This window comes from Streptomyces sp. NPDC097981 (assembly GCF_040302565.1).
Classification (GTDB): Bacteria; Actinomycetota; Actinomycetes; order Streptomycetales; family Streptomycetaceae; genus Streptomyces.
Window position 1 is genome coordinate 18,289 of the sequence record NZ_JBEORW010000042.1, and the last position, 17,984, is coordinate 36,272.

The window sequence follows — 17,984 nt, forward strand, 5'->3', positions numbered from 1 at the left end:
CGGCATGGACGATTCCCCGGAGGCCCGGGCCCTGGCCGCCCCGCCGAACACCTGGGTGCGGTTCGCGATCCTCGGCGCCGTGCAACTCCTCCTCAACGCCTCGGTGTCGGTGACGTTCGCCGCCGGTCCGGCCATGCAGCGGGAACTCGGCCTCAGCCGGATCGACCTCATCCTCGACAGCGCCGCGTACGGCCTGTCCTTCAGCGGGCTGCTGCTGCTCGGCGGGCGGCTCACCGACCGGATCGGGCAGCGCCGGCTGTTCACCCGGGGCACGGCCTTGTTCGCCGCCGCCTCGCTCGCCGCAGCGCTGGCCCCCACCTCCCACACGGTCCTCGCCGCCCGCTTCCTCCAGGGCTGCGGGGCCGCCCTCGCCGCCCCCGCGGCCATGGCCCTGCTGCGGGTCGTCTTCCCCGAGGGCAGGGCCAGGGCCGCGGCCCTGGCCCGCTGGGGCCTGCTGGCCAGCCTCGGCGCCGCCGTCGGCATCGTGCTCAGCGGGGCGCTCGTCACCTGGCTGACCTGGCGGTGGAGCTTCGGCCTGCTCGCGGCGGCAGCCGTGGCCGTGCTGGCCCTCACCCCCCGGTCGCTGCCGACCGGGCCCGCGCCCGTGCGGGTCCCCGTGGACCTCGTCGGCGCGGTGCTCGGCACCCTCGCGCTCTCCACCCTCGGCTACGGCTTCGTGATGGTCGGCCCGCACGGCTGGGCCGCCGCCCAGGTCCTCGCCCCGCTCGCGCTCGGCGCGGTGCTGCTCGCCGTGTTCGCCGCCGCCCAGCGGCGCGTCCGCGCCCCCCTGCTGCCGCCCGGCTTCCTCGCCTCGCGCCGGCGCGCGACCGCCCTGGTCTGCGCGCTGCTCGGCCCGGCGATCGGCGCGAGCACCGCCTTCCTGCTGGCCCTCTACTTCCAGCAGGTGCGCGGCTATTCGGCGCTCCAGAACGCCCTGGCCTTCATCCCGTACAGCGCGATGCTGCTCGGTGTCGGCTTCGTCGCGGGCCGGATCGTCGCCCGCCACGGCGTCCGCGCGGTCGCGGTGGGGGGACTGGCGGTCATCGCCGCCGGGCTCTTCCTGATCGGCGGTGTGGGGCTGCGTACGGGCTCCACACCGTGCGTCCTGGCGGGCCTGGTCATCCTGTCGGCCGGCATCGGCACGCTGATGTCCGCCGCCGTGGTGGGGGCCGTCAGCGGGGTCCCGGAGGAGCAGTCCGCCCTGGCCGGGGCGGTGGTCAACACGGCCATCCTGGCCGGGCCGACCATCAGCCTCGCCCTGATCACCTCCGCCGCCGACGCCCGGACGGCGTCCCTGATGGCCGCCGGGGACCCGGCGGCCACCACGAGCGGGTACGCGTTCGCCTTCGAGGCGGCCTGCGTGGTGTTCCTGCTGGCCATCGGCCTGGCCGTGTACGGGCTGGCGCCCAGCCGCCCGGTCCGCCCGGTCCGCCCGGTCCGCCCGCCCGGCCCGAGGACCGCCGACCGGCAGGCAGAACGCTCCTCCACTCCGGCCTGACCAAGGGGGGCAGGCCGGGGTGGAGGTCCCGTAGCCGCGGTGACCACGCAGAGTGATGGAGTCACGAGGGTGCAGCACAGCTGAAGAGTGAAGTGATCTGTGCAGGTAAAGGCGGGTCACGGGGTGGATCCGGGGTGCGTTTCAGGGGTCCGGTGGCCCGGTCTCCGGTTGCCGAATGTGACGGGGTGGCCGTGAGTGGGACAGGGGCAGGTCCCACGCCCCCGACATGTCCGTGACCCACGTCCCATGTCACCTCTGTACCTCTGAACAGGAGAGAGATCTTGCACCGCATCACCCGTTACACCCTCCCCGCCGCCCTCTGCGTGACGCTGCTGACCGTGTCCCCCGGTCTGGCCGGTGCGGCCGACGCCCCCGCCAAGCCGTCGACGCCGGTGGCGAAGAAGGCCCTCCCCGGTGCCGAGGCGCTGACCGCGCAGGTGGAGTCGCTGGGCTCCGCAGGCAGCCTGATCACGCCCGTAACCAACTTCCTCGGAGAGGTCCTGAAGTCGCCGGACGGAAAGCTCCCGGACGCGGACCTCGCCGTGCACAAGCAGAAGATCGATGCGGCGCTCGCAGGCCTGAAGAAGACGTTCGCGGCGGCCGCCCCGGCCGCGCCCACCACCCCCGGGGCCGGGGCCGAGCACCCGGCGGCCCTGGTGGTCCTGCCCGAGCCGCCCGCGGATGCGCCGAAGCCCCCGGTGGACGGGGCCAGGCCTCCGGGCCACACCGCGAGGCCTCCGGCCGACACCGCGAAGCCGCCCGCGGAAGCGGCGAAGCCCCCGGTGGAGGTGGCCAAGCCGCCGGCCGACACCGCGAAGCCTCCGGCCGACACCGCGAGGCCGCCGGCCGACGCCGCGAGGCCGCCGGCCGACGCCGCGAGGCCGCCGGCCGACGCCGCGAGGCCTCCGGCCCACGCCGCGCGGCCGCCCGCGGATGCGGCGAAGCCCCCGGCCGCGGTGGCCAAGCCGCCGGCCGACGCCGCGAAGCCGGCCGAGGCGGCCAAGCCGCCCGCCGGGCTGGCCCAGCCCGTCACGCTCCCCGTCGCGGTCCCGGCCCACGCCCCCGGCGCCGTGAAGCCCAAGGCGGCGGCCCCGCTGGACCGCGTCACCGCCGCGGTCGACCACCTCAAGGCGTCCGTCGACGAAGTCGCCAAGGCCGCCGGCCCCTGCGACTGCACGATCGACGCGGCCAGGGTCACGGACGTCGTGAACGACCTGGGCACCACCGTCGTCGCCCTGTTCTCCGGCCTCGGACTGCCCGGCATGCCTGCCGCCGCCCCGGACTCCGCCGCCCCGGCGGCCCCGGCACCCGACCCGGCCGAGTAGGCCCGCGCCCGGTTCTGCCCGCCGCCCCCGGTGTCCCTCCGGCACCGGGGGCGGTCGCGCGACCTCGTACGACCCCCCGTGCGCCCGCGCGACCGCGCAGACACCCTTGACGAGCCCCGCCGCGCGATGGACGCTCCCGGGTCTCGCATCCGAACGGTTGCAGCTGGGGGGCCGGTATGCCGGAGCAGTCTGTCGAGTCTGTCCAGACGGTGGGGGAGCTGCGCGCACAGCTCGTGGAGCACGGAGCGCGCTGGTCCGTCATGGAGCACCTCGCCGACGAGGAGGCCGTGCCGCGCCCCTCGCTCGGCATGGAACCCGGGGCGAACCTCACGCCCGCGCAGGAGATCGGCGCCGTCGACCTGCAGGGGCTCATCGGGCGCGAGAGCGGCAATCCGCACCTCACCCGGCGCCGGGCCGCCCACGGGCTGCTGCCCGGTACGCCGGGGCCGGTCGTCGGAGCCCGCCCCGCCGCCGTCGACTGGCGTGTTCGCTGGGGCTGGCCCTGGATCACCAAGGTCAAGGACCAGAACCCGTGCGGCTCCTGCTGGGCGTTCGGGGCCGCCGGCCTCGTCGAGTCCATGGCCCGCATCGAGCACAACGTCTGGGCGAAGCGGTCCGAGGGGGACGTCCACGACGGTCTGAAGTTCACCTGCGGCCAGGGCTCCAACCCCGAGACCGCCCTCGACTGGGTCAAGGCCAACGGCGGCCTCGCCGATCCGGACTGCTGGCCCTACTCCCCGCCCCCGTCCACGGTCCCTGCCGACCGCCGCGACGCCTGGCGCGCCGAGTACACCCCCAGCTGGGACCGGTCCGGCCGCACCGTCCGGATCACCGACTACGTCCGCCTCGGCGACGTGGAGCAGCAGAAGGTCTGGCTCGACACCGTCGGCCCGCTGACCGCGTGCTTCGACGTGTACGACGACTTCTTCGGCCTCGGCTCCGGCGTCTACCACCGCACCAGCGACCACCTCGCGGGCGGCCACTGCGTGCTGATCGTCGGCTACGACGACGCCGCGGGCTGCTGGCTGTTCAAGAACTCCTGGGGGCCGGGGTACCACGTCGGCGGGTACGGCCGGATCGCCTACGGCGAGGTCAAGATCGACTACTGGGCCAAGTGCGGCCTGCGCGGCACCAACGTCGACCCGTGGAGCAAGCGCCGCCTGCACGCCGGCAACGTCTACGAGAGCGGCAACGGCCGTGCCCACCGCAACTTCGAGATGCTCGCCACCGCCGGCGGCGGCCGCCTCCAGCACTGGTGGCGCGAGGGCGACGCCCCCTTCCCGTGGGCCCGCGCCCAGGCCTACGCCAACGACGCCTCCGGGCAGCCGGCCTTCACCGGGACCACGTACAACCGGAACATGGAGTCGCTGCACGTGACCACCGGCGGCCGGCTGCGCCACTGGTTCTACGATCAGTCCGGCGGGGCCTGGCGCGACGGCGGCGCCTTCGGGCCGGGCGACGCAGCGATCGGGTCGACCCCGGCGTTCATCCAGAGCGACTACGGCAAGCCGGGGAACTTCGAGGCGGTCGTGCGCACCGCCGACGGCCGCCTGGGCCACTGGTGGCGGATCAACGGAGCCCCCTGGACCTGGAACGACGGCGGCCGCTTCGCCTCCGGCATCGCCCATTTCGGGCCCGCCCTGGTCCAGACCCGCAGCCGCCACCTCGACCTCGTGGCCACCCGTACGGACGGCCGGATGCAGCTGTGGTGGCGAGATGACCCGAACGGCTTCGCCTGGTGCCCGGGGGAGGTCTTCGGCAGTTCGGTCACCTCCGCGCCCTGCCTGATCGAGGCGCAGTACGGGGCGGTGGACGAGGACACCGCCGGGAACTACGAGCTCTGCGTGGCCGTCGCCGGCGGGCACGTCGAGCACTGGTGGCGGGGCAACGCCTCCGGCTCCGCCTGGAGCCGCAGCGCCGTCTTCGGCCACGACGCGCTCGCCGTCACCGGGATGCTCCAGGGCAGTTTCGGGTTCAACCTGGAGGTCATCGTCCTGCGCACGGACCGTCAGCTGCAGCACTACTGGAGGGACGGCGCGGGCTGGCACGAGGGGCCGGTGATCGGCCCCGCCTGAGCCGGGAGGTCGTTGCGGGTGGAAGTGCGCAAGGTCGCCCTCGGCGTCGGTGAGTCGTACGAGCTGCGGCTCACCGGGCGCGGGGCGCGCGGGTACGTGTGGACCTGGCAGGTCACCGGGGATGCGGACGCCGTCTCCGTGGACGAGGCCCCGCCCCTGCCCCCGCCGGTCCAGGTCCTGCCCGGCGCCCCGCTGGAGCGGACGTACGCCGTCCGCGGCCGCTGCCCGGGCGGGCGGGCCCGGATCCGCTTCGCGCAGATCCGCCCGCCCTACCCGCAGGAGGCCCCGTACGACGAGTTCGTCCTGGAGGTGGAGGTCACCGGCGCGGCTCAGGGCGCGGCCCCCGCCTCCTGAGGGCCCAGTGCTGTACGGCCTCCAGCGGGCCCCGGTCGAAGCGGCGCAGCCAGAGCCGGGACGCGGTGACCAGGGTGAGGCCGACCGCTGCCCACAGGCCCATCACCCACCAGGGCCCGCTCCCGCCGAGCCGGTCGGCGAGCCCGAGCCCGATGCCGTAGCAGAGCAGCATGCAGAGCAGGTTCTGGCCGACGTAGCAGGACAGGGCGGTGCGTCCGACGGAGCCGAGGGCGCCGGCCCCGGGGACCCGGAACCGGTCGAGGGCGCACCCGATCAGGCCGATGTACCCGACGGCGACCAGCGGGGCGATGCCGTAGCGCCCCAGGACGAAGAAGTCGTGGCCCCCGAGCGCGGCGGCGGCGCCGGCCGGCAGCCCGAGGCCGAGGCCCAGGGCGGCCATCCGGACCCGGATCCGGCGCCCGCCGGCGGTCGGGGAGAAGGCGCCCGCGCGGTGCAGCCGGACGCCGAGGAGGAAGAGGAACACCAGCAGTCCGAAGGAGAAGACGGGCTCGATGCGCAGCGCGAGGGCGTGGTCGAGCCGGAAGGCGATCTGTTCGAGGTAGCCGCCGTGGGCGTACAGCCGGGCCGCGGCGGGATCCGGAGTCGTGGGCCCGGAGTCCGGCTTGGCCAGGTCCCCGAGCGTCACGAGGCCGATCAAGGCCAGGTGCACCCCGCCCGCGACCCACATCGTGACCCGCCGCACCCGCTCGGAGCGGGCCAGCAGCCAGGCCACCAGGAGGGCGGTGACGGCGTACCCCATCAGCACGTCCCAGGCGAAGACCAGGACGAAGTGGACGGTCCCTTCCAGGAAGAGGAACGCGGCCCGCCGTGGGTAGCGCCCGGGCCAGGGCTCGCCGCGGCGCGCGGCGGAGTCGTACTGGATGGCCAGGCCCACCCCGAACAGGATCGTCAGAAGGGACAGGAACTTCCCGTCGGCGAGGAACCGGAACACGGTCTCGGCGATGCTGGCGGCGGACGGGTCGGCGACCGGGTCGGGCAGGTCCAGGCCGCCGAGCACGCTCCACTCGGAACCGGGGGAGGCGAAGATCCAGACGTTGGTCATGAGCGTGCCGAGGATGGCGGCGCCGCGCAGGACGTCGAGGAGCGGGAGCCGGGTCGAGGTCACCGCGGGGGCGGCGAGGGTGGTGTGGGCCATGACTTCAGCGTCCCGGCGCGCGGAGCCCGTTGCGTCCTGCGCCGAGACGAAGCCCGGGTACATCCTTCGATGCAGCGGCGCGGGGAAGCGGTCCACATCACGGACGGGGTGACCGGTGCACCCCTCATGTATCTATCCTGTGCGCATGCCGTCCGCAGCCCCTCCCGCCCCGACCGCCGCCGCCCCCGTGACCGCTGCCGAGCGCGTGTACCGACACGTCAAGCAGGCCGTGCTGGTGGACCGCCGCTACGAGGGCGGCACCCTCCTCACCGAGGGCGAACTCGCAGAAGCCGTCGGGGTGTCCCGTACGCCGGTCCGCGAGGCGCTGCTGCGGCTGGAGACCGAGGGGCTGCTGAAGCTGTACCCGAAGAAGGGCGCGCTGGTGCTGCCGGTCTCCGCGCAGGAGATCGCCGATGTGATCGAAACCCGGCTGCTGGTCGAGGAGTTCACCGTACGCAGGGCCGTGCCGGCGCCGCCGGGCCTGCTGGAGCGGCTCGCCGGGCTGCTGGAGGAGCAGCGCCGGCACGCCGCCGACGGCGACCTCGCGGCGATGATGGCCGCCGACCGGGGCTTCCACGCCGCGATCGTGCAGAGCGCCGGCAACCAGATCCTGAGCCGGCTCTACGACCAGCTCCGCGACCGGCAGCTGCGGATGGGCGTGGCCCTGCTGCACGCCCATCCCGAGAGGGTGGAGCGGACGCTGGCCGAGCACGCGGAGATCCTGGACGCGCTGCGGGCCGGGGACGCGGAGACCGCTGCCGCTGCCGTACGGGGCCACGTGGGCCGGGTCGAGGCGCTGGTGCGGGGGCCGGGCCGGTGAGCGGGCGCGTGGTGTTCAGGGATCCTCCGGGCGGCCGGAAGGCGGTGGCCGTCTGGTCGATCGGCGTCGCCGTGTACTTCGTCGCGGTGATCTTCCGTACGAGCCTGGGCGTGGCCGGCCTGGAGGCGGCGGACCGCTTCCGCGTGGGCGCCTCCGCGCTCTCGACCTTCTCCCTCCTCCAACTGCTGGTCTACGCGGGCATGCAGGTGCCCGTGGGCCTGCTCGTGGACCGGCTCGGCACCAAGAAGGTGCTGACGCTGGGCGCGGTCCTGTTCACGTCCGGCCAGATCGGCTTCGCGCTCTCGCCCACGTACGGGACGGCCCTCGCGGCGCGCGCCCTGCTGGGCTGCGGCGACGCGATGACCTTCATCTCCGTCCTGCGGCTGGGCACCCGGTGGTTCCCGGCCCGGCGCGGTCCGCTGATGGCGCAGCTGGCGGGGCTGGTCGGCATGGCCGGCAACCTGGTCTCCACGCTGGTGCTGGCCCCCGTCCTGCACGAGGTCGGATGGGTCCCGGCGTTCGCGGGCAGCGCGGTGGCGGGCCTGGCCGTGCTGGTCCCCCTCGTGCTGTTCCTACGGGACCACCCGGAGGGCCACGAGCCGCCGCCGGTGCGGCGGGACGGCGGCGCCGGCTTCGTCCGCCGCCAGATCCGCGACTCCTGGCGAGAGCCGGGCACCCGGCTCGGCCTGTGGGTGCACTTCACCACGCAGTTCCCGGCGATGGTGTTCCTGCTGCTGTGGGGCATGCCGTTCCTGGTCGAGGACCAGGGGCTGGCGCGGACCACCGCGGCCGGGCTGCTGACGCTGGTCGTGGCCTCGCACATGGGCTTCGGCCTCGTCTACGGCCAGCTCATCGGCCGCCGCCAGTCGGCACGGATACCGCTGGCGCTGGGCACGGTGACGCTGACCGCCGCCCTGTGGGGCTCGGTGCTGGCCTACCCCGGCGCCCGCGCCCCGATGTGGCTGCTGACCACGCTGTGCGTGGTCCTGGGTACGTGCGGCCCCGCCTCGATGATCGGCTTCGACTTCGCCCGCCCCGCGAACCCGGCCGAACGCCAGGGCACCGCGTCGGGCATCACCAACATGGGCGGCTTCCTGGCGTCGATGACGACCCTGCTGGCGGTCGGCCTCCTGCTGGACGCCACCGGTGACGACTACCGGATCGCCTTCTCGTCGGTCTTCTTCGTGGAGTTCCTGGGGATCACGCAGATCCTCCGCCTCCGCGGCCGCGCGCTCACCGCCGAACGCAACCGGCTCCAGAGCGCCCCGCTGCCGGGCCGCCCCGGCGCCCCGGCCCCGGCCGCGACTTCGGCCTGATCCGGACGACGGGCTCCGGGCATGCGGCCGGGCGGGACAGACCCCCGTCCTTTCCCGCCCGGCCGTCACACGGCGCAGGCTTCCGGCCAACGGTTGTCGAGCTTATGGCCGGACACCGTCAGTGCCGTTCACCTCCTGCGCACATCTCGTTGATGTTGAGCGCAAGGGCCTCCTGCAGCGCCTGGTGGCGCAGCTCCGTGGGGCTGGCCCCGTACGCCTCGCGGAACATCCGGCTGAAGACCGCGGCGTTGGTGAACCCCCAGCGCCCGGCCACCACGTGCACGGGCCGGGTCAGCAACGCGGGTTCCGACAGCTCGGCCCGGCACCGCTCCAGGCGCCGTCGGCGGATTTCCGCAGCGATCGTCTCCCCCCGCTCCCGGAAGAGCAGCTGCAGGCGGCGCAGTGACATGCTGTGCCGGGCGGCGACGGCGGCCGGGGTCAGCTGCGGGTCGCCGAGGTTGTGGTCGATGAAGGCGTCGATCCGCTCCAGCAGCGCACGGTTGCGGGCTTCGGCGGTCAGCTTGTCCTCGGCGCCCAGCTGCCCGGCGAGGCAGGTGCCCACCAGGTCGAGGGCGACCGTCCCCAGCCGGTTCAGCTCCGCCGGCCCGCAGTCCGCGGCGTGCGCTGCCAGCGAGCGCATGTACTGCGCGAGGATCGCCCCCATGCCGTGGCCCCCGGGGATGCGCTGAGCGAGCATCCGCTCGATCCGGGCGCCGCGCAGGGGCATCGCATGGCGCGGGAACGACAGCGTCACGGCCCGGATCAGCCCCCCGTCCCCGGGAAGCGCCACCGACTCCATGGGCCGCGAGGTGTCCCAGAGGACCATGTCACCGCTGAACAGACCCGAGTCGAAGCGGTTCTGGGTGAGGGACATGGCTCCGTCGGCGACCAGCCCGATCTGGTACTGCTCGGGGTCGCTGCGCCGGACGTGGGCGGCCGTGCGCCGCGAGTGCAGCGAGGTGAAGTCGAACGTGGACACCTGCACGACGCCCAGGTCCAGAACGGCGGCCTCCGCCCAGAACCTCCCCGCCTGCTCGCTCCGGATCGCCGTGGGCACCAGTTCCTGCGCGACGATGTCGGTGAACCAATCGAGCCGCTCCGCCTCCGGCACGGCAGCGGACGACAATCTGGACCACACTTCCGGGAACCTCCTCTGCTGCGCCTGTTCCGCCCGTGACAGGGACGAGAAACCGCGCACGCCGGTTCTCGGATCCGGGATCCGCGATCCGCCCGCGCCGGCGCGAGGCGCCCCGAACCGGACGTACTGCCGGACGCGCCGCAGCAGCAGGCCCCGCGCTACGGGGTCACAGCGAAGTTCGCCAGGATCGCGGCCGCCAGCTCGGGGTCGCCCTCGACCTTCACCCGGTCGGCCACCGCGCCCGGCCGGACCCGGCCCGCAGCGAGCCGGACGTACGTCTCCCAGTCCGTCGTCAGCGTCACCGCCGGCCCGAGCGAGGGCGCCTTGTCGACCGTCCCGCGGCCCTCGGCGTCCACACGCACCGTCCGCATGAACTCCACCGGTCCGTGCACGTCGATGACCACCGCCGAGTTCGCCGGTGCTCCCGCCAGCTTCGCGACCACCTTCGGCAGTCCGGCGATCAGGATGTCCCGCGCCACGTACGCGCCCGGCGAGTCCCAGTTGCCCGGCACGCCCAGCGCCGCCCGCAGGTCCTGCTCGTGGATCCACACGTCGAACGCCCGCAGCCGCAGCGCGAACTCCAGCGTCACCTGGTCGCCCAGCGGCCCCCGCACCATCGTGGCCGGATCCCGCTTCTCGTTGCGCAGCTGCCGCGACCGCCGGATGACCGTGTACTCAAGCTCCGAGGTCATCTCCGGCGCGGTGTGGTGGCGCCGGACGTCGACCTGCACCTCCATGTACCGGCTGAACTCGTCGACCACGTGCCGCAGGTCCCTCGCGACGGTGTGGATCGGCCGCGGATCCCCCAGCTGCTCGCACTCGATGCCGATGATGTGTGACACCACATCGCGGACGGACCAGCCGGGACACGGTGTCGCCCGGTTCCACTCGCCCTCCGTCAGGGGGAGGACCAGCTCGGATATCGCCTCGATGGAGTGCGTCCACGCGTCGGCATAGGGCTGGAGGCTGGGATGCGGCTGGACGGTCAACGGGACCCCTCGCGTGCTGTTCAGTGGCGCATTTTCTGGCAACGTGTGGACTGTTTCCAAAACTACGCTGCCGGTGAGCACCCCGGCAGTGCTTTCGTGTGACGATCGTAGGCCCGAGTTGACGGCTTGAATGCCAGGACGGTGGTACTGTGCGCGCCTCGCTGATCCAAATCGCTGTGACCGACGGGGAGCCGGTCGCCTCACGCCGTGCCCGCGTGGCCGATCTCGTACGTGATCAGGCCGGCTCGGATCTGGTGGTCCTGCCCGAACTGTGGACGGTGGGTGCCTTCGCCTACGAGCAGTTCGAGACCGAGGCCGAGCCGCTGGACGGCCCGACGTACGAGGCGATGTCCAAGGCGGCGAGCGACGCCGGGGTCTGGCTGCACGCCGGTTCGGTCGTGGAGCGCGCGGGCGACGGCTCGCTCTACAACACCGCCCTCGTCCTCTCCCCGTCCGGCGAGCTGGCCGCCACGTACCGCAAGATCCACCGCTTCGGCTTCGACCAGGGCGAGGCCGTGCTGATGACGGCCGGCGACTCCCTGACCACCGTGACCCTGCCGGAGCAGACCCTCGGCATCGCCACCTGCTACGACCTGCGCTTCCCCGAGCTGTTCCGCGGCCTGGTCGACGCCGGGGCCACGACGCTGGTCGTGGCCGCGGGCTGGCCGGCCCGCCGCCGGGCCCACTGGACCCTGCTGAACCGGGCACGGGCCGTCGAGGACCAGTCGTACGTCCTCGCCTGCGCACTGGCCGGCACGCACGCGGGCGTCGAACAGTCCGGGCACAGCCTGGTGGTGGACCCCTGGGGCGAGGTCCTGGCCGAGGCGGGCCCCGGCGAGGACGTCCTCACCGTCGACCTGGACCCGGCGAAGGTCGCCGAGACCCGCGAGCAGTTCCCGGCCCTGAAGGACCGCCGCCTGGGCCGCTAGCGGGCCGACCGCCTCCGGGGCACCTCCAGGGCCTGCCCCTCCATGCGGATCAGGCACACGGCGACGGCGATCGGCAGCGCCGCGTCCTCGTCCACGTCCTCGTCCTTGATCCGGCAGTCGTCCCCGAAGGCCGGCACTTTGTCCCGAACCGGGTATTTCATTCCCGGACCGATGCCCGCGATAGGTTGCCGCCATGCCTCTGCTCTATGTGACCGACCTGGCGTACCCGGCGCGCGGCCGCCGCTACTGCGACGAGGACATCCTCCTCACCTCGCGCCTGCGCGAACACTTCCCGCTCGCCCTGTGCCACCCGCTGGACGCGGAGGGGATGATGGCGGACTTCGACGCGGTGATCGTACGCAACAGCGGCCCGGTCCTGCACTACCAGGAGGCGTACGACTCCTTCCGCGCGGCCGCCCTCGCCGCCGGCACCCGCGTCTACAACCCGCTCACGGGCCGCGGCGACATGGCCGGCAAGCAGTACCTCCTCGACCTCACCGCGGCCGGCCACCCGGTGATCCCCACGATCGACGACCCGGCGGACCTCGCCCTGCTCCCCTCGGCGCCGTCGTACGCCGTGAAGCCCAAGCAGGGCGCGGACTCCATAGGCCTGACCTTCACCCCGCACCCGGCCGGCCCGGCGGGCGAGCACCTCATCCAGCCGCGCATCGACTTCGCGTACGAGGTGTCCTTCTACTTCGTCGACGACGCCTTCCAGTACGCCCTCCACGCCCCGGACCCGGCCCGCCGCTGGGAGCTGGAGCCGTACGAGGCCACGGCGGCGGACCTCGACTTCGCCCGCGGCTTCATCGAGTGGAACACCCTCTCGCACGGCATCCAGCGGGTGGACGCCTGCCGCGCCCCCTCCGGCGAACTCCTCCTGGTCGAGCTCGAAGACCTCAACCCGTACCTCTCGCTGGACCTCGTGCCCCCGGCGACGCGGGATGCCTTCATCACCGCTCTCACCGAATCCCTTCACTCCTTCCTCACCGTCTGATGTCAGAGGGGGGTGCCAGGCTTCCCCCATGGACAAGCACACGTTCTGGAAGCTGATCGAGACGGCCCGCTCGCAGGCCGCTCCGGATCAGGTGGCGGCGCGCGCCTCGGAGTTGCTGGCGCGCTGCCCCGAGGCCGAGATAGCCGCGGCCCAGCAGGTCCTGTGGGACCTGCTGGCGGAGTCCTACCGCAGCCCCCTGTGGGCGGCGGCCTACGTGATCAACGGCGGCTGCTCGGACGACGGCTTCGACTACTTCCGCGGCTGGCTCCTGACCCAGGGCGAGGAGGCCTTCGCCCGCGCCCTGGCCGACCCGGACTCCCTCGCGGACCACCCCGCGGTCCGAGAGGCGGCGCAGGAGGGCCTGGAGCTGTGGGACGAGGAGGCCCTCTCGATCGCCTGGACGGCGTACGAATCGGCCACGGGCCGCGAACTCCCGTCGGACTCCTTCACGATCAGCTACCCGCCGCTGGACCCGTCCTGGGACTTCGACTTCGACGACACCGAGGAAACCTCCACCCGCCTGCCCCGCCTGAGCGCGCTGTTCGACTAGAAGATGACTGATTCTTCCGCGCTGACCTGGCGGAACCCCCTCGGTGGGGGGCGAGAACGACCCCGTTAAGCCCTTCCGAAGCCCGCTGAACACCCCTTGAGTCCCGTGCTCGTCACCCTGACCAGGACGGCGGGCGGGTGGGGGGCTTTGGCCCGTAGAAGTTCGTGCAAGTTGCTGGCAGGCTCGCGTGATCCGGCGCAAGCTCGTTCGTGTTGATCGCCACCCAAGCGACCGGAGGACACCATGGCGTTGCACCGGCTTGGCAAGGACCCCGAGAGCCCCAACAACGGTTCCCCTACCGTCTACTTGGACGACGAGACCGGGAACTGCATCCTGCAAGGGTGGCGTGCGACGGACGCGGAGCGGCTGGCTCAGATGGACATCCCGGCCCATGAGACCGTCATCGAGTTCCCGCAGCGCATGATGCAGTTCTTCCCGGAGGTGAACGGTGGCGACGGAGCCGACGTTTGAGGACCTGTTCCGAGCCACGAAGCGCAGCGCGTACCACCTGGAGATGAGAGACGCCTACGCCCTGGATCAGGACTGCGCCGAGTGGACGTCGGGCAAGCGATTCGACCCGGCGGAACGCTGGCCCTGGTGGGCCGAGCTGGTCTCCGCGTCCGTGGCTCGGGGGGTTGACGTCCGCCGGGCGCGCATCGTCTCCGAGCCGATCTCCCCGTATGTGCGCTACGAGTACGAGCTGACCAGCGGCCACAACATCAAGGCGGGTGAGTCCGTGCGCTGGCTCCCGCGCCGGGAGGCTTCCGTCCTCGCCCTCCCCGGCAACGACCTGTGGCTCTTCGACCGCTCTTCGGTGCTCTTCAACCACTTCGACGGCAATGGAGAGATGACCGGTGAAGAGCTGGTCACCGATCCCGTCGTAGTGGATCTGTGCGCGTCCGCGTTCACGGCTGTCTGGGAGCGGGCCAGGCCGCACGAGGACTACCGGCCGGTCTGATCCGGAGCAGCCCGGCATGAGTTCATCGTCGAGTGTTCAGCAAGCCCGGGAGGCACTGGGCAAGCGACTGCGCGAGATCCGGTCCCGCTGAGCGCAGACCGTACGGCCTTGTGGCCGGTAGAGGACTTCTGGGTCTTCGATGAGGCACAGGTCAACGTCGAGTTGGTCGCTGCGTTCCTCACGATCACCCAGCCCCACGAGATCGGCATGTACGCCCGCACCTTCGCCAACCTGGCAGAACTGGCCGTCTACGGCGCCCCGGCCCGCGCGCTGATCACAGCAGCCATCGATTCTCTCGGGTGATCGGGCGCAAGTCTGCGCAAGTTCGTTGAGGCCCCTCCGCGCCGTTCCTAGCGTGGTTGTCAGACGGATGACATGAGGAGCAGGGCCGTGAAGCCGATCACCGGCCTGTGCATCCAGCACACCGGCCGGACCGGTCACATGACCTTCCTCCGGGAGTTCTCGGAAGTAGCCGTGGTGGAGCGGGTGCCCTGAGCCGCTTCGTACGGGCGTGATCCCGCCTTCACAAGCGGATGGCAAGCTTGAAACATGAACGATGCTGCCTCGGCGCCCACCCCCGCGCCCGCGCCCCGCCGTGCCCGTGTCCGTGCCCCCGAGCTGATCGGCAAGGGGGGCTGGATCAACACCGGTGGCAAGGATCTGAAGCTCGCCGACTTCCGAGGTCGCACATTGATCCTCGATTTTTGGACCTTTTGCTGCATTAACTGCCTGCACGTCCTGGACGAGCTGCGCGAGCTGGAGGAGAAGCACCGCGACACTGTCGTGATCATCGGGGTGCACTCGCCCAAGTTCGTGCACGAGGCCGAGCACGCGGCCGTCGCCGATGCCGTCGAGCGGTACGAGGTGCACCACCCCGTGCTGGACGATCCCGAGCTGGCCACCTGGAAGCAGTACGCCGTACGCGCCTGGCCGACGCTCGTCGTGATCGACCCCGAGGGGTACATCGTCGCGCAGCACGCCGGTGAGGGGCATGCGCATGCCATCGCGCGGCTCGTGGAGGAGCTGGAAGCCGAGCACGAGGCCAAGGGGACGCTGCGGCGCGGGGACGGGCCGTACGTGGCGCCCGAGCCGGTGGCGACCGACCTGCGGTTCCCCGGGAAGGCGCTCGTGCTGCCGACCGGGAACCTGCTCGTGTCGGACTCGACGCGGCACCAGCTCGTGGAGCTGGCCGCCGATGGCGAGAGCGTCGTACGGCGCATCGGCAGCGGGGAGCGCGGTTTCGGGCCGGACGCCTTCAGCGAGCCCCAGGGGCTGGCGCTGCTGCCCGACGGGTCCGTGATCGTCGCCGACACCGTCAACCACGCGCTGCGCCGCTTCGACCCCGCGACGGGCGCCGTCGAGACCGTCGCCGGGACCGGGCGGCAGTGGTGGCAGGGGTCCCCGGCCTCCGGGCCGGCCCTGGAGGTGGACCTGTCCTCGCCGTGGGACGTCGCCTGGTGGCAGGGCAAGGTGTGGATCGCCATGGCGGGTGTGCACCAGCTGTGGACCTGGGACCCGGAGGCCGGGACCGTGGCCGTCGCCGCGGGGACGACCAGCGAGGGCCTGCACGACGGTCCTGCCCTGGAGGCCTGGCTCGCGCAGCCGTCCGGGCTGGCGGCGGCGGGGGACCGGCTGTGGATCGCCGACTCCGAGAACAGCGCCCTGCGGTACGTGGAGCCGGACGCCGACGCGGACGGCGGGTACGCCGTCCGGACCGCCGTCGGGACGGGGCTGTTCGACTTCGGGCACCGGGACGGCGACGCCGGCCAGGCGCTGCTCCAGCACCCGCTCGGGGTGACCGCGCTGCCCGACGGCTCGGTCGCGCTGTGCGACACGTACAACCACGCACTGCGCCGCTTCGACCCGGCGACCGGCCAGGTCTCCACGCTGGCCACCGACCTGCGCGAGCCCAGTGATGCCGTGCTGGTCGGCGAGGACATCGTGGTCGTCGAGTCCGCCCGGCACCGGCTGACCCGGCTGCGGCTGCCGGAGGAGGCGGTACGGGTGGACGCCGTCGCCCACCGCACCCAGCGGGCCGCCACCGAGGTCGCCCCGGGCACGCTCCGTCTCGACGTGGTGTTCCAGGCGCCGGCCGGGCAGAAGCTCGACACCCGCTACGGGCCTTCGACGCGCCTGCTGGTCTCGTCGACCCCGCCGGAGCTCCTGCTGGAGGGCGAGGGCGCCGGGACGGACCTGTTCCGGGAGCTGGCCCTGAACCCGGACGTCACCGAGGGGGTCCTGCACGTCTCCGCCATGGCCGCGTCGTGCGACGACGATCCGGCCAACGAGTACCCGGCCTGCCACGTGCACCAGCAGGACTGGGGCGTGCCGGTGACCGTCACCGCGGAGGGCGCCACCCGCCTCCCCCTCGTCCTCGCCGGGCTCGACGCCCAGTAGGACGACGGCGTCCGGCCGAAGCCGCCGACACGCTGGTCCGCCCGCCGGGTACTTCGCCGGCGGGCGGATCCGTACGCGGGACTCGGCGACTCAGCCCTCCAGGAAGGCCACGAGCGCGTTCGCGAGCAGGTACGGGTCGTCCGCGCCGCACAGTTCGCGGGCACTGTGCATCGAGAGGATCGCGACGCCGATGTCCACCGTCTGGATCCCGTGGCGGGCGGCCGTGATCGGGCCGATCGTCGTGCCGCAGGGCATCGAGTTGTTCGAGACGAAGGTCTGCCACGGCACCCCGGCCCGCTCGCACGCCGCTGCGAACACGGCGCGTCCGCTGCCGTCGGTCGCGTACCGCTGGTTGACGTTGACCTTCAGGATCGGGCCGCCGTTGACGTGCGGGTGGTGCGAGGGGTCGTGCCGCTCCGCGTAGTTGGGGTGCACGGCGTGGCCGGTGTCCGAGGACAGGCAGATGGTGCCCGCGAAGGCCCGTGCGCGGTCCTCGTACGTGCCCCCGCGCGAGAAGACGGAACGTTCCAGCACGTTCCCCAGCAGCGGGCCGTCCGCACCCGTGTCCGACTGCGAGCCGTTCTCCTCGTGGTCGAACGCGGCCAGAACCGGGATGTGGTCCAGCTTGTCGGCGGTGGAGGCGGCGGCCAGCGCGGCGACGCCCGCGTGCACCGAGATGAGGTTGTCCATCCGCGGTCCGGCCACGAGCTCGTGGTCGCGCCCCAGGTACGACGGCGGCTCGATCGAGTGGACCATCAGGTCCCAGCCGGCCACCGAGCCCTGCGGCAGGCCCTCTTCCTCTTCCAGGAAGGCGATGAGGTCGCCCTCCTGGACCTCGCCCAGGCCCCAGATCGGCTGCATGTGGCGCTGCTTGTCGAGCTTGAGGCCGTCGCTGTTGACCGACCGGTCCAGGTGGACGGCCAGCTGCGGGACGCGCAGCAGCGCGCGGTCCACGTTCACCAGCCGCTCGCTGCCGTCGCGCAGGCTCAGCCGGCCCGCCAGGCCCAGGTCCCGGTCGAGCCAGGTGTTGAGCAGGGTGCCGCCGTAGATCTCGACCGCGATCTGCCGCCAGCCCTGTGAGCCCGTGTCAGGAAGCGGCTTGACGCGCAGGTTGGGGGAGTCGGTGTGCGCGCCGACGATCCGGAACGGGGTGTGCGCGGTCGCGCCCTCCGGGACGAACCAGGCGATGAGCGCGCCGCCGCGGAGGACGAACCGGCCTCCGGTGCCCGAGTCCCAGGCGTCCGTTTCCGACAACTGCCTGAAACCTGCCTTCTCCAGCCGCTCGGCCGCGTTGGCGACGGCGTGGTAGGCCGACGGACTGGCCGTCAGGAAGGTCATCAGATCGTCGGTGTGGCCGCGGTCGAAGCGGGCGGGAGAGCTCATGTGGTTCACCTTAACGACGGTCGTGTTCGCCATGGTCGGGCTACGGCGGATAGCCGAAACGCCGGGTCGCGGGCGGTGTGGTCCGCTTCCCGGCGGCAT

The 17,984-nt window shown here is 72.7% G+C and carries 17 protein-coding genes and 1 pseudogene; 13 read left to right on the forward strand and 5 right to left on the reverse strand.

Features of this window, described 5'->3' with window-relative positions; all coding sequences use genetic code 11:
• Window positions 1–4: 4 nt before the first annotated feature.
• From ABTY04_RS31410 to ABTY04_RS31425, 4 genes are all read left to right on the forward strand, one after another.
• A complete protein-coding gene (locus tag ABTY04_RS31410; RefSeq protein ID WP_352216822.1) occupies window positions 5–1,498 on the forward strand; it encodes an MFS transporter in 1,494 nt (497 codons plus the stop codon).
• A 281-nt stretch (window positions 1,499–1,779) separates the two neighbouring features.
• Window positions 1,780–2,823 carry a hypothetical protein gene (locus ABTY04_RS31415; protein ID WP_352216823.1) on the forward strand — a complete coding sequence of 348 codons (1,044 nt, stop codon included), beginning with the start codon at window positions 1,780–1,782 and terminating at the stop codon, window positions 2,821–2,823.
• A gap of 176 nt (window positions 2,824–2,999) precedes the next feature.
• Window positions 3,000–4,898, forward strand: a complete 1,899-nt coding sequence (locus ABTY04_RS31420; RefSeq protein WP_352216824.1) for a C1 family peptidase — start codon at window positions 3,000–3,002, stop codon at window positions 4,896–4,898.
• 18 nt (window positions 4,899–4,916) lie between these two features.
• Window positions 4,917–5,252 (forward strand): protease inhibitor I42 family protein, encoded by a 336-nt coding sequence (locus ABTY04_RS31425; RefSeq protein ID WP_352216825.1) that lies wholly within the window; start codon window positions 4,917–4,919, stop codon window positions 5,250–5,252.
• On the opposite strand, the gene ABTY04_RS31430 is transcribed toward ABTY04_RS31425, so the two are convergent.
• Window positions 5,215–6,408 carry a DUF418 domain-containing protein gene (locus ABTY04_RS31430; RefSeq protein ID WP_352216826.1) on the reverse strand — a complete coding sequence of 398 codons (1,194 nt, stop codon included), beginning with the start codon at window positions 6,406–6,408 and terminating at the stop codon, window positions 5,215–5,217. The genes ABTY04_RS31425 and ABTY04_RS31430 overlap by 38 nt on opposite strands.
• 145 nt (window positions 6,409–6,553) lie before the next feature.
• On the opposite strand from ABTY04_RS31430, the gene ABTY04_RS31435 reads away from it, so the two are divergent.
• Both ABTY04_RS31435 and ABTY04_RS31440 read left to right on the forward strand, forming a co-directional pair.
• Window positions 6,554–7,228, forward strand: coding sequence for a GntR family transcriptional regulator (locus tag ABTY04_RS31435; RefSeq protein WP_352216827.1), 675 nt, complete (start codon window positions 6,554–6,556; stop codon window positions 7,226–7,228).
• A gap of 8 nt (window positions 7,229–7,236) precedes the next feature.
• Complete coding sequence (locus ABTY04_RS31440) at window positions 7,237–8,544, forward strand: MFS transporter (RefSeq protein WP_502996753.1); 1,308 nt, start codon at window positions 7,237–7,239, stop codon at window positions 8,542–8,544.
• A 118-nt stretch (window positions 8,545–8,662) separates the two neighbouring features.
• Here the strand turns inward: ABTY04_RS31440 and ABTY04_RS31445 are convergent, their stop codons facing one another.
• Together ABTY04_RS31445 and ABTY04_RS31450 are read right to left on the reverse strand one after the other, a co-directional pair.
• On the reverse strand, window positions 8,663–9,682 hold the full coding sequence (locus ABTY04_RS31445; RefSeq protein WP_352216828.1) for an AraC-like ligand-binding domain-containing protein: 1,020 nt from the start codon (window positions 9,680–9,682) through the stop codon (window positions 8,663–8,665).
• A gap of 158 nt (window positions 9,683–9,840) precedes the next feature.
• The gene (locus tag ABTY04_RS31450) at window positions 9,841–10,671 is read right to left on the reverse strand and encodes a maleylpyruvate isomerase family mycothiol-dependent enzyme (RefSeq protein ID WP_352216829.1); all 831 of its coding nucleotides are present in this window, start codon (window positions 10,669–10,671) and stop codon (window positions 9,841–9,843) included.
• Window positions 10,672–10,820: 149 nt separating this feature from the next.
• On the opposite strand from ABTY04_RS31450, the gene ABTY04_RS31455 reads away from it, so the two are divergent.
• Entirely contained in the window at window positions 10,821–11,600 is a 780-nt protein-coding gene (locus ABTY04_RS31455; RefSeq protein ID WP_352216830.1) for a carbon-nitrogen family hydrolase, read from the forward strand.
• On the opposite strand, the gene ABTY04_RS31460 is transcribed toward ABTY04_RS31455, so the two are convergent.
• Entirely contained in the window at window positions 11,597–11,761 is a 165-nt protein-coding gene (locus ABTY04_RS31460) for a hypothetical protein (protein ID WP_352216831.1), read from the reverse strand. The two genes, ABTY04_RS31455 and ABTY04_RS31460, sit on opposite strands and share 4 nt — an antisense overlap.
• Window positions 11,762–11,793: 32 nt before the next feature.
• On the opposite strand from ABTY04_RS31460, the gene ABTY04_RS31465 reads away from it, so the two are divergent.
• From ABTY04_RS31465 to ABTY04_RS31490, 6 genes and pseudogenes are all read left to right on the forward strand, one after another.
• Entirely contained in the window at window positions 11,794–12,597 is an 804-nt protein-coding gene (locus ABTY04_RS31465; RefSeq protein ID WP_352216832.1) for an ATP-grasp domain-containing protein, read from the forward strand.
• Between the two features lie 28 nt (window positions 12,598–12,625).
• Window positions 12,626–13,147: a DUF4240 domain-containing protein gene (locus tag ABTY04_RS31470; protein WP_352216833.1), complete on the forward strand. Its 522-nt coding sequence runs from the start codon at window positions 12,626–12,628 to the stop codon at window positions 13,145–13,147.
• Between the two features lie 243 nt (window positions 13,148–13,390).
• A complete protein-coding gene (locus tag ABTY04_RS31475) occupies window positions 13,391–13,618 on the forward strand; it encodes a hypothetical protein (protein WP_352216834.1) in 228 nt (75 codons plus the stop codon).
• A 43-nt stretch (window positions 13,619–13,661) separates the two neighbouring features.
• Entirely contained in the window at window positions 13,662–14,105 is a 444-nt protein-coding gene (locus ABTY04_RS31480) for a DUF6879 family protein (RefSeq protein WP_352216835.1), read from the forward strand.
• A gap of 81 nt (window positions 14,106–14,186) precedes the next feature.
• Window positions 14,187–14,408: pseudogene (locus ABTY04_RS31485) on the forward strand (transcriptional regulator); the annotation flags it as partial.
• Between the two features lie 246 nt (window positions 14,409–14,654).
• The gene (locus ABTY04_RS31490; RefSeq protein WP_352216836.1) at window positions 14,655–16,502 is read left to right on the forward strand and encodes an NHL domain-containing thioredoxin family protein; all 1,848 of its coding nucleotides are present in this window, start codon (window positions 14,655–14,657) and stop codon (window positions 16,500–16,502) included.
• 90 nt (window positions 16,503–16,592) lie between these two features.
• Here ABTY04_RS31490 and ABTY04_RS31495 read toward each other — a convergent pair whose 3' ends face one another.
• Window positions 16,593–17,885 carry a M18 family aminopeptidase gene (locus ABTY04_RS31495; protein WP_352216837.1) on the reverse strand — a complete coding sequence of 431 codons (1,293 nt, stop codon included), beginning with the start codon at window positions 17,883–17,885 and terminating at the stop codon, window positions 16,593–16,595.
• Between the last annotated feature and the right edge of the window lie 99 nt (window positions 17,886–17,984).